This window comes from Erythrobacter westpacificensis, assembly GCF_039542285.1.
Taxonomy (GTDB): domain Bacteria; phylum Pseudomonadota; class Alphaproteobacteria; order Sphingomonadales; family Sphingomonadaceae; genus Alteraurantiacibacter; species Alteraurantiacibacter westpacificensis.
In genome coordinates this window covers 183669-197753 of the sequence record NZ_BAABHV010000017.1, presented here as the reverse complement: position 1 = coordinate 197753, position 14085 = coordinate 183669, and the positions used below count along the sequence as shown (strand labels likewise).

At 63.5% G+C, this 14085-nt stretch carries 13 protein-coding genes; 10 read left to right on the top strand and 3 right to left on the bottom strand.

What is annotated here, in order from left to right; genetic code table 11:
* The first annotated feature begins 125 nt into the window (after nucleotides 1-125).
* From ABFX23_RS11840 to lexA, 8 genes are all read left to right on the top strand, one after another.
* Complete coding sequence (locus ABFX23_RS11840) at nucleotides 126-743, top strand: phosphodiester glycosidase family protein (RefSeq protein WP_346033251.1); 618 nt, start codon at nucleotides 126-128, stop codon at nucleotides 741-743.
* Nucleotides 740-1699, top strand: a complete 960-nt coding sequence (gene pip, locus ABFX23_RS11835) for a prolyl aminopeptidase (protein ID WP_346033250.1) — start codon at nucleotides 740-742, stop codon at nucleotides 1697-1699. Before ABFX23_RS11840 ends, pip begins: the two co-directional genes overlap by 4 nt.
* 33 nt (nucleotides 1700-1732) lie before the next feature.
* Entirely contained in the window at nucleotides 1733-2359 is a 627-nt protein-coding gene (locus ABFX23_RS11830) for an anthranilate synthase component II (RefSeq protein WP_346033249.1), read from the top strand.
* On the top strand, nucleotides 2356-3348 hold the full coding sequence (gene trpD, locus ABFX23_RS11825; protein WP_346033248.1) for an anthranilate phosphoribosyltransferase: 993 nt from the start codon (nucleotides 2356-2358) through the stop codon (nucleotides 3346-3348). Before ABFX23_RS11830 ends, trpD begins: the two co-directional genes overlap by 4 nt.
* Nucleotides 3345-4133 carry an indole-3-glycerol phosphate synthase TrpC gene (trpC, locus tag ABFX23_RS11820; protein WP_346033247.1) on the top strand — a complete coding sequence of 263 codons (789 nt, stop codon included), beginning with the start codon at nucleotides 3345-3347 and terminating at the stop codon, nucleotides 4131-4133. Before trpD ends, trpC begins: the two co-directional genes overlap by 4 nt.
* A 67-nt stretch (nucleotides 4134-4200) precedes the next feature.
* Entirely contained in the window at nucleotides 4201-4671 is a 471-nt protein-coding gene (gene moaC / locus ABFX23_RS11815) for a cyclic pyranopterin monophosphate synthase MoaC (protein ID WP_346033246.1), read from the top strand.
* A complete protein-coding gene (locus ABFX23_RS11810) occupies nucleotides 4668-5873 on the top strand; it encodes a molybdopterin molybdotransferase MoeA (RefSeq protein WP_346033245.1) in 1206 nt (401 codons plus the stop codon). Before moaC ends, ABFX23_RS11810 begins: the two co-directional genes overlap by 4 nt.
* Nucleotides 5874-5943: 70 nt before the next feature.
* Nucleotides 5944-6615 (top strand): transcriptional repressor LexA, encoded by a 672-nt coding sequence (lexA, locus tag ABFX23_RS11805; RefSeq protein ID WP_346033244.1) that lies wholly within the window; start codon nucleotides 5944-5946, stop codon nucleotides 6613-6615.
* Between the two features lie 65 nt (nucleotides 6616-6680).
* On the opposite strand, the gene ABFX23_RS11800 is transcribed toward lexA, so the two are convergent.
* A complete protein-coding gene (locus ABFX23_RS11800; protein ID WP_346033243.1) occupies nucleotides 6681-8867 on the bottom strand; it encodes a ComEC/Rec2 family competence protein in 2187 nt (728 codons plus the stop codon).
* Nucleotides 8868-8895: 28 nt separating this feature from the next.
* Here ABFX23_RS11800 and gltX point away from each other — a divergent pair, with 28 nt between their 5' ends.
* Together gltX and ABFX23_RS11790 are read left to right on the top strand one after the other, a co-directional pair.
* Nucleotides 8896-10326 carry a glutamate--tRNA ligase gene (gene gltX / locus ABFX23_RS11795; RefSeq protein WP_346033242.1) on the top strand — a complete coding sequence of 477 codons (1431 nt, stop codon included), beginning with the start codon at nucleotides 8896-8898 and terminating at the stop codon, nucleotides 10324-10326.
* 46 nt (nucleotides 10327-10372) lie between these two features.
* The gene (locus ABFX23_RS11790; RefSeq protein ID WP_346033241.1) at nucleotides 10373-11659 is read left to right on the top strand and encodes a citrate synthase; all 1287 of its coding nucleotides are present in this window, start codon (nucleotides 10373-10375) and stop codon (nucleotides 11657-11659) included.
* 67 nt (nucleotides 11660-11726) lie between these two features.
* On the opposite strand, the gene ABFX23_RS11785 is transcribed toward ABFX23_RS11790, so the two are convergent.
* The gene (locus ABFX23_RS11785) at nucleotides 11727-13106 is read right to left on the bottom strand and encodes a sensor histidine kinase (RefSeq protein ID WP_346033240.1); all 1380 of its coding nucleotides are present in this window, start codon (nucleotides 13104-13106) and stop codon (nucleotides 11727-11729) included.
* A 4-nt stretch (nucleotides 13107-13110) separates the two neighbouring features.
* Nucleotides 13111-14070, bottom strand: a complete 960-nt coding sequence (locus ABFX23_RS11780; protein WP_346033239.1) for a hypothetical protein — start codon at nucleotides 14068-14070, stop codon at nucleotides 13111-13113.
* Nucleotides 14071-14085 lie beyond the last annotated feature (15 nt).

Here is a 14085-nt window from a genome sequence, read left to right as displayed (position 1 = left end):
CGGCCTGTTCGATCCGCACCGAAGGGGATGAGGCAATACCCCGCGAGTCGATCTGCGAACCTCTCGTTTTCGAAGACTCTCCGTTCACGCACTGCATTGCGCAGCCAGGTGAGCATACTATCGCCATGGACCTTTCTCCCGACGATTCCGACGCGCCCTATCGATCGATGGAGGCGCTGGAAGCCGGACTTGGCAACGACGCTGAAACCGTGGCGCTCGCGATGAACGGCGGAATGTTTGACGCCGAAGGTCATCCCATCGGGTATTACGTCGAAGAGGGCCTGCGCTTTACCGTTCTCAACCAGAACGAAGGGCCCGGCAATTTCCATCTCCTGCCCAATGGCGTGTTCTTCGGGGAAACCGCCGAAGGGCCGTGGCGCGTTTGGGATACGGAGCGATTTGCGCGGCAGGTGGACGACCGCCCCCACTTTGCAACGCAGTCCGGCCCGATGCTGGTGATCAGCGGAGATCTGCATCCGGCATTCGATCCCGATGGCGCCAGCAAGAAAACCCGCAACGCGGTGGGTGTCGATGCCGCCGGGCGCGCGCATTTCGTCATCAGCGAAGCGCCGGTCAGTTTCGGCAAGCTGGCCCGGCTCTATCGCGACGTCTTGCGCGTTAACAATGCCCTGTTCCTTGATGGAAGCGTGTCGCAGATGTGGGACCCGGCGCAGGACCGTATGGACGCAGGACCGCCCATCGGCCCAATCATCATCGTGCGCGACAAGGAAACAAGCGAATGACGCAGTACCGCAGCCTCTATCCGATCACCGAGCCGTTCGACAGCGGAATGCTGGACGTAGGCGAAGGCCATTCGCTGTACTGGGAGCGCGTGGGTACGAAAGGCGCGAAGCCCGCCGTGATGCTGCACGGCGGCCCCGGCGGAGGCATTTCGCCCGATCACCGCGGCCAGTGGGACCCCGAACTCTACGATGTAATTCTCTTCGACCAGCGCGGCTGCGGAAAGTCCCTGCCTTTTGCAGAGATCGAGAATAACGACACCTGGCGCATCGTTGCCGACATGGAGCGGCTGCGCGAGATGTGCGGGTTCGAGACCTGGCAGGTCTTCGGTGGCAGCTGGGGCGCAACGCTCGCCCTCGCCTACGCGCAGACCCATCCCGAGCGCGTGAGCGAACTGGTGCTGCGCGGCGTGTTCCTCGCGCGTCAGAAGGAGAAGGACTGGCTCTACCAGTACGGCGCCAGCGAGATCATGGCGGAAGCGTGGGACGATTTCGTGGGCATTATTCCCGAGGATGAGCGAGGCGATATCGTCGCCGCGTTTCATCAGCGCCTCACGAGTGATGATGAGGCGGTGCGTCTTGAGGCGGCGCGTGCCTGGGCCCTGTGGGAAGGCAATGTCGCCACCTTGCTGCCGAAGCCCGAATTGCTGGAGCACTACGCCGATGCCGCCACGGCCCTGCCCATGGCGCGGATTGCCGCCCGATTCTTCCTGGAGGATTTCTACCTGGAGGACGGACAGCTTCTCGCAAACGCGGACAAACTGAAGGGCATCCCCGGCATCATCGTGCAGGGGCGCCACGACATCTGCACTCCGCCCACCTCGGCCTACGCTCTCGGCAAGGTATGGCCCGAAGGCGAGCTTCGCATTGTCCACGATGCCGGGCACAGTGCCTCGGAACCCGGCATTATCGACGGGCTGGTGCGCGCAACAGACCAGTTCGCTGGCAAATCCGCTTGATCGCGAAGCCGTGACAGGCAAAAGGCAACCCGCATGAGCCAGAAGCCCGATATCCTCGTTGTCGACAATTACGACAGCTTTACCTTCAACCTCGTTCACTACCTGATGGAACTGGGGGCGAAGGTGGACGTGGTGCGTAACGATGCCCTCACCGCCAGCGAAGCACTCGCGACGGGTGCGAAAGGCATTCTCCTGTCGCCCGGCCCCTGCACGCCGAACGAGGCGGGGATCAGTCTCGACCTTGTCGCCGCCTGCGCCGATGCGGAGCGTCCGCTGCTGGGCGTGTGCCTCGGACATCAGTCCATCGGGCAACATTTCGGCGGCACTGTCGCGCGCGGCGGGCTGATGCATGGCAAGACCTCGCCGGTCGATCACGATTCAACCGGCGTATTCGCCGGCCTGCCCTCACCTTTTATCGCAACCCGCTATCACTCGCTGATTGTCGAGGACATTCCCGGCTCGCTGATCGTGAACGCCACCAGCGAGACGCCGGGTCTCGACGGCACGGCCGTGATGGGTTTCCGTCACGCTGAGCTTCCCATCCATGGCGTGCAGTTCCACCCCGAAAGCATCGCGACCGAACACGGGCACGAACTGCTCGCAAACTTCTGCCGCATCTGTGACATCGAAGTGAGCCTGCCCGAAAGGCTGGTGGCATGAGCATACTTCCCCCCGCCGATCATCCGCTGAGCGAAGCCGAGGCAGAGCAGGCCTTTGGCGACATGCTGGATGGCAAGCCCTCCGAAGAGGAGATTGTCAGCTTCCTGTCCACCATGTCGGACCGCGGCGAGCACGCCGAGGAAATCACCGGCGCCGCGCGCGCCATGCGCGAACGCCTCATCCCCATCGAAGCCCCGGAGAACGCCATCGACGTGTGCGGTACGGGCGGCGACGGGCACCATACGCTGAACGTGTCTACGGCAGTCTCGCTCGTAGTCGCGGCTTGCGGCGTGCCGGTTGCCAAACATGGCAATCGCGCGGCTAGCAGCAAGGCCGGGGCGGCGGATACACTCGAAGCGCTTGGCCTGGACATGGAGGCCGCCGGTCGCACGGCAGAGCACACCTTGCGCGAGATCGGGATCTGTTTCCTCTTCGCCAAGAACCACCATCCGGCCATGGCGCGCATCCAGCCCATTCGCCAGAAGCTGGCCAAGCGCACGATCTTCAACCTGATGGGTCCGCTGTCCAATCCCGCGCGTGTGCGCCGCCAACTTATCGGCATTGCGCGGCCTGCCTACGTGCCGATCTACGCCAGCGCCATGGCCCGGCTCGGCACGGAGCGCACCTTTATCGTCTCGGGCGACGAGGGGCTCGACGAGCTCAGCCTCGATGAAGGCAACGAAGTTGCTGACGTGCAGGGCCGCGAAGTGCAGATGAAACGCGTTCGTGCCGAGGACGCAGGGTTGCGCCACGCCCCCGTCGAAGCCATCCGTGGCGGCGATCCGGAGCACAACGCCAAGGCGCTTCAGGCCCTCCTCCAGGGCGCGCCCGGGCCCTATCGCGATGCCGTACTGTTCAACGCGGCAGGCTCGCTAATCGTGGCTGGCGAAGTCGAAAGCTGGGAGGAAGGCGTGGAGGAAGCAGCCGAGGCTTTGGACAAGGGACTCGCCAAGGCGTTGCTCGACTGCTGGATTGCGGCCGCGAAATGAACAAGCTGGAAGAAATCTGCGCCACGAAGCGCGAAGAAGTGCGCGCTCGCAAGACTGCGCAAACGCAGGCCGATCTCGATCGTTTGGCTGCCGAAGCGAGCGCGCCGCGCGGTTTCCACGGGGCCCTGGAAGCGAAGTCTGCCGATGGTTTCGGCTTGATTGCGGAGGTAAAGAAGGCCTCTCCCTCCAAGGGCCTGATCCGCGAGGATTTTCGCCCGCACCAGCACGCGATGGACTACGCAGCGGGCGGTGCCGCGTGTCTTTCCGTCCTCACCGATGCGCCCTATTTCCAGGGGCACGAGGACTATCTGCTGGAAGCGCGGGCATCGTGCGAACTGCCGGTGCTGCGCAAGGATTTCATGGTCGATCCCTGGCAGGTTGCCGAGAGCCGCGCGCTGGGCGCCGACGCTATTCTCATCATCGTGGCTGCACTGGACAACGGCCTCATGGCGGAGATCGAAGCGGCAGCGCTCGATTACGGCATGGACGTGCTGGTCGAAGTGCACGACGAGGCCGAGATGGAGCGCGCTGGGCTGCACCTGACGTCACGGCTGATCGGGGTCAACAATCGCGACCTGAAGACCTTCACTACCGACCTCGCTACGACCGAACGCCTTGCAAGACTTGCACCCGAAGGCGCGCTTCTCGTCGGCGAAAGCGGGATCAACACCCACGCCGATTGCCAGCGCCTCGCCGGGTCGGGCGTTCGCTGCTTCCTCGTCGGCGAAAGCCTGATGCGGCAAAGTGATGTTGAAGCTGCCACGCGGGCGCTCCTGTACGGCTAGGTCCGAGAGCCGATTGTCGTCGCGCATTGTGTTGCCCATTCCGGCAATTCTGGGATAGGTCGCCGGCATGAGCAATCTTACCCATCTTGATGACAAGGGTGCCGCGCGCATGGTGGATGTGGGCGGCAAGGCGGAAACCGTGCGCAGCGCGGCGGCAGGAGGTCGTATCCGGATGGCGCCGGCCACCCTGAAGGCGGTGCGCGAAGGTAGCGGTCCGAAGGGCGATGTGCTGTCCGCCGCGCGTATCGCCGGCATCATGGCGGCCAAGAAGACCGGCGAACTCATCCCGCTCTGCCACCCGCTCGCGCTCGATAGCGTAAGCGTGGATTTCACCTTCTCGAACGACGCGGTCGAAGTGACGGCCCGCGCCGCCCTCACCGGCAAGACCGGAGTCGAGATGGAAGCTCTGACCGCTGCCTCCATCGCCTTGCTGACGCTGTACGACATGGCGAAGGCGCTGGAGAAAGGGATGGTCATCGAACAAGTTCGCCTGCTGGAGAAAACCGGCGGAAAAAGCGGCGACTGGCGCGCCGAGTGAGCCTGCCCGCACCAATACCCGTTGAAGAGGCCCAGCAGCGCCTCTGCGCGCTGGTTTCCCCCTTGCCTACGGAAGGGATCGTCGCTGCCGACGCCGTGGGCCGGTGCCTGGCAGAGGATATCGAGGCGCGGCGCACGCAGCCGAGCGCGGACCTTTCAGCCATGGATGGCTACGCGATCGCTGCCGGAGATCATTCCGGCCCCTGGCGCATCGTCGGCGAAAGCGCGGCAGGCCACCCCTTTTCCGGCACGCTGGCGACGGGAGAAGCTGTCCGAATCTCAACCGGGGCGATCATGCCCCACGGCTCAGACGCGGTCCTGCTGCAGGAGAATGCGACCCGCGAAGGCGATACCCTATCGCTGAATGACGAAGGCAACCCGACACCTCGCCACATTCGCCGCGCCGGTTTCGATTTCGAGGCAGGTGAAACGCTGCTGCGAAAGGGCGCGCGTATCAGCCCCGCCCAGCTCGCGCTTGCCCTATCGGGTGGGCACGGCGTTCTGCCGGTTCATCGGCTGCCCTCTATAGCCGTTCTGGACAGTGGTGACGAACTGGGCGCCGATCCCGAGAAGTGCGAGGCGCACCAGATCCCGGCCAGTAATGGTCCGGCCATAGCTGCGCTCGCCCGGCCTTTCGTTTCGGAATGTCTACGCATCGGTCCTGTCAAGGATACGATGGACGCAATGCTCGGCGGGCTTGAAAGCGCCGCCCGCGCCGACGTCATCGTCACCAGCGGCGGCGCTTCGGTCGGCGATCACGATCTGGTGAAACCCGCACTGGAAAGATGGGGCGCGACGATCGATTTCTGGCGCGTCGCGATGAAACCGGGCAAGCCCCTGATGGTTGCGCGACGGGCCAATCAGGTCATTCTGGGCCTCCCCGGCAATCCGGTTTCCAGCTTCGTTACGGCCTATCTTTTCCTGTTGCCTTTGTTGCGAAGGATGGCGGGTGCGCTGGATATGTTGCCCCACCCCGTTGCAATGGCCTGCCTCACACCGCTGCCCGCTGGCGGCAAACGCACGGAGTTCTTGCGGGGCCGCATCGTCAACGGCAAAGTCGAACTGATCGAGGAGCAGGATAGCAGCGCCCTTCGGGCACTTGCTGCCGCGGATGTGCTGATCCGCAGGGATATCGGTGCTCCGCCGACGAAGGCCAATGACTCCGTGGAAATCTATCGCATCCGAAATGGCGGTATCGCTTGACTTGACCAGATCTGTTTCTTAATTGTTCCTTATTCGTTCCTGATGTGGAACATTAATGAGGGGCTTGCCCATGTTGACTGCCAAGCAACACGAATTGCTGCTGTTCATTCACCGCCGTCTGGAAGAAAGCGGTATCTCTCCCAGTTTCGAGGAGATGAAGGAAGCGCTCGACCTGAAGAGCAAGTCAGGCGTTCACCGCCTGATCTCTGCGCTGGAGGAACGTGGCTTCATTCGGCGCCTGCCGAACCGTGCCCGTGCTCTTGAAGTGGTGAAGATGCCGGAAAATCTCGGCGGAAAGCCAATTGATCCGGTTGCAAAGGCGACCACCCCGCCTCCAAGCCAGCCCGAGCCGGCGAACGACGTGATCGAGATTCCTTTGCATGGCCGCATCGCTGCCGGTGTCCCGATAGAGGCGCTGGAGGATTCTCAAACATTGCCGGTGCCCGCCGCCCTGCTCGGCTCGGGCGAGCATTACGCGCTGGAAGTCTCCGGCGATTCGATGGTGGAAGCGGGTATCTTCGATGGCGACTTCGCTCTCGTGAAGAAGGCGGATACGGCGCGTGACGGCGACATTGTCGTGGCGCTGGTGAACGACGAGGAAGCCACGTTGAAGTACCTTTACCACGATGGTGGCAAGATCCGCCTCGATCCCGCAAACGCATCGTACGATCCGCAAGTCTACGAAGATCGCCAGGTCAAGGTGCAGGGCAAACTCGCCGGGCTGCTGCGGCGCTACCACTGAGGTTTCGATCCTGACGAATTCATAAGAGGCGGCGTCCGGCAAGGATGCCGCCTTTTCTCTGTGCGTCAATCAGCCTCCCGGCCTCGCCACCAGCCATGATCGCCCTGCCTGTCGGCAACGCTCCGGACCTCGGGCTCCTTGCCCAGGACGATAGCCAAACCGCCGGTCTGGGAAAGCATTCGTGCGTCGGCACGCAGCCACCTTGGCGTGCAGCTGCGGGGCAGCCATCGATCGGAAACGACGATATCAGCGCGCTCGCAAGCCGCCGCAAGGGCCCGTTCGCCAACGATGTTGCGGCTCCGGCTCATCAGGATGCTCCACGAGCGTCCGCCCCGTTCAAGGGTCACTACGCAGAAATCCGCAGTGCAATCCGCGTCGGGCCATTCAGCCATGGGAATGGGTTCGCCCTCTACCCCGGCAAGTTCCAGGAGGTTGTCGCGCGTGTAATCGCTGCGCGTGTCGCGCAGGACGAGAAGGCGCTCGTCCTCTCCGGTAACGCCGACATGCCGTCCGTCGCTTGATATCAGGACGTCCGGGATCGGGGTCAGGACCAGCATGAGCGTGGCGAACGCCGTGGGCAGAAGACCCCACAACCGTGCCCTTCCCCGCCACAATGCCAGCCACAAACCGCCCGCGACGAACAGCGCGAAGGTAAAACCGGTAATCTGGGGGATCAGCTTTACCGCACCAGGCTGACTGCTGGTGAAATGGGCGATGCCGATCAGCAGATCGAGCGAGACACCGACCAACCACCAGAAGGGCGCTCCGAGACCGACCACATCCATCACCAGTGCAACGGCGATCAACGGCATCGATATGAACGTGACGAGGGGGATGGAAATGACGTTTGCCAGCGCCCCGTAAACGCCCGCGCGATGGAAGTGGAACAGTACGATCGGCATCAGTGCGATCTCGATGACCATGCCTGTCAAAAGCAGCATCAGCGTCCGCCGACCGAGCCACGCAGCGCGGCTCTCCTCCCGCGGCGCCAGAAAGCGTTTCACAGGCTCCGCGTTGTGCAAGGCTACAATCGCGATGACGGCGGCGAAGCTCATCTGGAAACTGGGGCCGACCAGACTTTCCGGCCACATCAGCAGCACGGCGACCGCCGCGACAGCCACCATCCGCAGCGACAGCGGCTCGCGCCCCAGCGCAAGCGCCCCCAAGACGAGCAGCGCGGCAATGCAGCTTCTCACCGTGGGTACCTGTGCACCGGTAAGGAGGGTATATCCGATGCCGCCAAGAGCAGCGATCGCCGCTGCGGCGACGGGCAGGCGGACACGAAGGACGAGCCACGGCCACAATGCCAGCAGGCGTATCGCCAGCAGGTACGTGCCCGCGATCACGGCGCTCACGTGCAACCCGCTGATCGAGAGCAGGTGGGTAAGCCCTGCATCGCGCATGGCGTCCTCGTCCGCTTCGCTGATGGCGCCACGGTCTCCGCTGGCGAAGGCCGCCGCGATGCTCCCTGCCGACCCGCCGAGGTTTTCCCGCACGTGGCCCGATAACTGGCGCTGCAAGCCCGCGATAAAATCGCCGTTCCGCACTGATGTTTCCACCACGCGCACATCTCCCTGAACGCTACCGGTTGCGGCGAACCCCTCGAACCAGGCGGTGCGGGCGAAATCGTACCTCCCGGGCAGCATGGGCGGGGCAGGTGGCATCAGCCTCGCCTGCAGTTCCACTAGCGCGCCCTCCCCCATCTCCGACGTTGCAGCGTCCAGCGGAACGTTGACGCGGATCTTCACCGCTTCGCCACTCTCGGGGTGGCGTGTTGCCATGACCAGCCTCACCCGGTCTTGCGCGGGCTGTTCGATCCGCTCCAGAACCCGCCCCCGGAAGGTGTCGTAGACCGGCCTCTCGAACGCCTCGGCACCGACCAGTTCGCTACGCGCCCAGGCGAGTCCGGTGCCGAACGAAACGAGCAGGCCGCACGCCGCCACCGCGCCGACGAGATGAACGCGTTCCTCCCGCCCCTTCCATAGCGCAACGGCACCCAGGGCTGTCAGCAGTCCGCCGGCCATCACCATGATCCATGCGGCCTGCGAGCCAAGTGCGAACCAGGCGCCGATGCCTGTGGCAAGGGCGACCGCCAGCCAGGGGCCTCGATCGAAACCTGAGTGACCGAGGAAACGCTCTGCCCCATCGGCTACGCTGGACAAATCCCGCGGCATTCGCCAATGCGACTGCTGCGTTGCAACATCGCCCGGTTCGTCGCCTAGCGGGACAAGAGGGGGATGTTTGCTAGCCATGGAAATACAGGACAGGAAACAGGCAGTTATGGCAAGTTCGATTGGTAACGGTTCAAAGCAGCGTCCAGTGGTGACGCGCTTCGCGCCCAGCCCAACCGGCTTCCTGCACATCGGCAATGCCCGAACCGGGCTGTTTTCCTGGCTCTACGCCCGTCACCACGGTGGCCGGGCGCTGCTGCGCATCGAGGATACCGACAAGAAGCGGTCTACCCAGGAGGCGATCGATGTCATCCTCGACGGGCTCGAATGGCTCGGCCTCGAATTCGATGGGGACACGGTTTACCAGAGCCAGCGCGCCGATCGGCATGCCGAAGTGGCGCGCAAGCTGCTGGACGCCGGCCATGCCTACAAGTGCTTCGCATCGCCGGAAGAACTCGCCGAGATGCGCGAACAACAAAGAGCCGCCAAGCAGCCGCTGCGTTATGACGGGCGCTGGCGCGATCGCGATCCCTCCGAAGCGCCCGAGGGCGCGCCCTACACGATCCGCATCAAGACGCCGGAAGGCGGCGAAACGGTTATCGAGGACGCGGTTCAGGGCCGCGTGAAGGTCGATAACCGCGAGATCGACGATTTCATCCTGTTGCGCGCCGATGGCACGCCTACCTACATGCTGGCTGTCGTGGTGGACGACATGGACATGGGCTGCACCCACATCATCCGCGGCGACGATCACCTGAACAACGCGTTCCGCCAGATCCAGGTGATCCGCGCCATGCAGGGTGTCGAGGATGGCTGGGAAGAGCCGACCTATGCCCACGTGCCGCTGATTCATGGTAACGATGGTGCCAAGCTTTCCAAGCGCCACGGGGCCCTCGGGGTGCGCGATTATCGCGACATGGGCATCCTGCCCGAAACACTGTTCAACTACCTGCTCCGCCTTGGCTGGGGCCACGGCGACCAGGAAGAATTCAGCCGCGAGGAAGCGATCGCGCTGTTCGATATCGATGCCGTAGGCAAAGGGCCCAGCCGCTTCGACATGAAGAAGCTGCTGAGCATGAACGGCAATTACATCCGCAAGGCGGACGACGCGCGGCTTGCCAGCCTGATTGCGCCCCTCATCGGGCCGGAAGCAGACGAAGCGCTGTTGACCAGGGCCATGCCCGAGCTCAAGACCCGCGCGCGAGACCTGAACGAACTGGCCGATGGCGCCGCTTTCCTGTTCAAGCAGCGACCGCTTGAACTTACCGAGAAGGCTGCGGGTTTGCTGGATGACGATGCAAGGTCGCGTCTCTCCGTCATTGCCGATCGGTTGCGCGGCGAAACGGACTGGACAATCGAGGCGCTGGAGGCCAATTTGAAAGCCTACGCGGAAGAGCTGGAGCTTGGGCTCGGCAAACTTGCGCAGCCGCTTCGCGCGGCGCTCACGGGGCAAACCACCTCGCCAGGAATTTTCGACGTGCTGGTGCTTCTCGGAAGGGAAGAGAGCCTTGCACGGATCGACGATCAAACCGGCGCTTGAGACATTCTCTCAACTGCCGATAGCAAACACATGAAGGAGAACAGCTTTGGCTGACAAGCAAGCGGATCTGACAGTAGGAGGCGAAAGCTTCGATTTCCCCACGCTGGAGGGCAGCTGCGGGCCGGATGTCATCGATATCCGCAAGCTTTATGGCAAGACCGGCAGGTTCACTTTCGACCCCGGCTACAAGTCCACCGCATCGTGCGAGAGCGCGCTGACCTTCATCGATGGTGATGAGGGCGTTCTGCTGCACCGTGGTTATCCCATCGGGCAACTGGCGGAACAGTCCAGCTTCATGGAAGTGGCCTACCTGCTCTTGAACGGCGAACTGCCGAGCTCCGAAGGGCTGGACGACTTTACCAACACCATCACCTATCACACGATGCTGCACGACCAGATGCGGCAGTTCTACCAGGGTTTCCGCCGCGATGCGCACCCCATGGCCATCATGTGCGGCGTGGTGGGCGCGCTGTCCGCGTTCTACCATGACAGCACCGATATCTCGGACCCGGAACATCGCAAGATTTCCAGCCACCGGCTGATCGCCAAGATGCCGACCATCGCTGCCAACGCCTACAAATATGCCGTCGGCCAGCCCTTCATGCAGCCGATGAACAGCCTCAGCTACACCGGCAACTTCCTGCGCATGACCTTCGGTGTGCCGGCAGAAGAATACGAGATCGTCCCGGCCGTGGAGAAGGCGCTTGATCGCATCTTCATCCTTCACGCCGATCACGAGCAGAACGCCTCGACCTCCACCGTGCGCCTCGCCGGTTCGTCGGGGGCGAACCCGTTCGCCTGTATTTCTGCGGGTATCGCCTGCCTGTGGGGTCCTGCCCATGGCGGCGCGAACGAGGCGGCGCTGAACATGCTGCGCGAAATCGGCACGCCGGATCGCATTCCGCATTACATCGAGCGTGCGAAGGACAAGAACGACCCCTTCCGCCTGATGGGCTTCGGCCACCGCGTGTACAAGAACTACGACCCGCGCGCGACAGTCATGCAGAAGACCGTGCGCGAAGTGTTCGAGGCGCTCAACGTCAAGGACCCGGTTTTTGAAACGGCCCTGCAGCTTGAGGAAATGGCGCTGAACGATGACTACTTCATCGAGAAGAAGCTGTTCCCCAACGTCGATTTCTATTCCGGCGTGATTCTTTCGGCGATCGGCTTCCCGACCACGATGTTCACCGCCCTGTTCGCTCTCGCCCGCACTGTGGGCTGGGTCGCGCAGTGGAACGAGATGATTTCCGATCCCGGCCAGGTCATTGGCCGCCCACGCCAGCTCTACACCGGCCCGACGCAGCGCGATTACGTGCCGCTCAGCCAGCGCTGAAGTCGAGAGACAAGCCCAACAACGAAGCGCCCGGTCGAAAGGCCGGGCGTTCTCTTTTGTGGGACGTTTAGCGTGGTTCTTTCCGACGCTCCTTGAAGCTGGGCAGTTCCAGCGTGAAACGCGCGCCCTGCCCCTTGGCGCTTTCGACGGTGAGCGAGCCGCCCATCGCTTCGGCCAGTCGACGCGAGATGTAGAGACCAAGGCCCGAACCCCCATCGCCTCTACGGCCTAGCCGCTCGAACTTGGCAAAGACCCTCACCTGTTCGTCTTCATTCAGCCCCTCGCCCTGGTCGGCGACGGTGATGCGGGCGCGCTCACCCACCTGCTCGGTGCGGATCCAGACCTGTCCGCCCTCGGGTGAGTGCCGGATGGCGTTGCCCACAAGGTTGAGCAGGACCTGCAATACGCGGCGGAATTCGCCAACCGCCGGGACACTGTCGGCGGATTTCGGCGCGTCGAGCGTGACCCCGCGCTCCCCTGCCCTTACGCCGAGGATGCCGACGGCGCGTTGCGCTACATCGGCCAGATCAATGGTGTCCGGAGCGGTTTCGAACTGCTCGTCCTCCACCAGCTCCAGCGTCGTCAGGTCGTCGATGAGCGCCAGCAGGTGCTCGCCGGCCGACGCGATGTCGGCGGCGTAATTGCTGTATTCCTCCGCCAGCGGGCCGGCCAGCTGCGTGCGGATTGTTTCGGCATTGGCGATAATCCGGCTCACCGGCTGTCGCAGGACGGGCGCGATATCACGTCCGATGCCGCTCGTGCGATCGGGGTCCCGCGCAGGCTTGGGCGGTTTTTCGGCCTCTGCCTTCTGCGGGACGAGATAAAGTTCGAAACCTGCGCTACTCGCCTGCGGCTTCCCCAGCGGAACGAGATGCACGTTCCACCGACGATCCGAGCCGGGAATGTCCACCGATGCCCCGTCGAGCAATCGCCAGTGCAGTGGCTGATGGTGGGCGGTCCGCCCCGGCGCGATGAAGTTCGTCCATGCCTCGCCAATGCCCGACCGCATCTGTTCGACGAGACCGGCGAGGTCAGGGGCCGTGCCTTCTACGCCAAGCAGCTCCTGCGAAGGTCCGAGCTGGGCGCTGAGCCCCGCGATCTGGCGGATCAGCGCCAATTTCTCGCGCGACGCATCCGACTGCGCGATGGGGCGGAGAGGTTCGGCTTGCCAGTCGGCAATAAAGATCCTGGCACCTTCGCCATCGGGCTTCACCTCAACCCACGCCGTTACCTGCTCGCTCTCGTCCTGAGCGCGGATTACCCGCGCCAGGCTGAGCCCGTAGACGCGCGCCTTCCTGACCAGTTCGATAAGGGCTGGCGTGATAAGTGCGCCGGGCAATTCACCGCCTGCGCGCAAGTGGAAGCCCGCCAGCGGTTCCTCGGCTTCGATCAGGCGGTCCTGACCGTCCGTGCGTGCATGCGCGATGATGGGTGACGCGGCGGCCATGGCCTCAATGCGCCGTTCCGGACGCTGCTGCGCTCAACAACTCCGCCGCACGATCCGCGCCCAGCGAGCTGAATCCTTCGGGGAGCGAAATTTCTGGGTGCAGATAGAGAAACTGCTGTTCCACCGCGCTTTGCTCGAGTCCCGCCGCCCGCAGGGAAATGGCAAGCCGTGCGCACTGATTCTCGCCCAGCGAGAGGATGACAGCGTCACGCTCCTGCTCGCACGCCATTGCGAGCGCTGTCGAGAACAGGGAAAGCCCGGCATGGTCTACCGATAGCGCGCGACTGGCGTCTGGCTTCATGGCCATCACCAACCGCATCATCTGACCGATGCGACGTTCGCCTTCATCATGGTTTTCGCGAAGACGGTCGCATACCGCCATGGCCTCGCTACCAAGATCGTCCTGCGACCTTTTCAAAGCCGCTGTGGCGGCGTGGAACAATTCGGCAGGCAATTCCTCCAACGGCAGCTCCATGCGCCGCACTTTCTGCATGTAGCGCGCTTGAGCGGCAATGATGCGCATGGCCGCCTGCGCCAGGCCCTCGTCATCCGAAGCGGCCAGTTCCTGCATCAGCGGGGAAAGCACCGGATCGATCCCGCTACGGGCACTCAGGCGTTCCGCCATCTGTGCCTCGATCGTGAGCGCATGCGCGTGGCCGAGGAAGGCCGCGTCTTCGAGCAGGCTGGTTGCCAGCGCCTCCTCGCGCTCTGCCACGAATGCGCCGCGATCATCGATCCCGAGTTCTGCAGCCAGCTCGAACAGCATCTGCCGCGCAAGATGCACCATCATCCCGCGGATACGGGCGATGACCTCGTCGCTGAACAGCGCGTGGTTGTCATTCGCCAGCAGGTGACGCAGGATCGGGCGCGCCGTGGACAGGATCACATCGCCCTGCGCCAGTTCGTCCCGCAACATATCCTCGACGGATTGAGCGGAAGGGCCTGCGGATGAAGAGTCGTTCATGCGTCCGGCCATAGC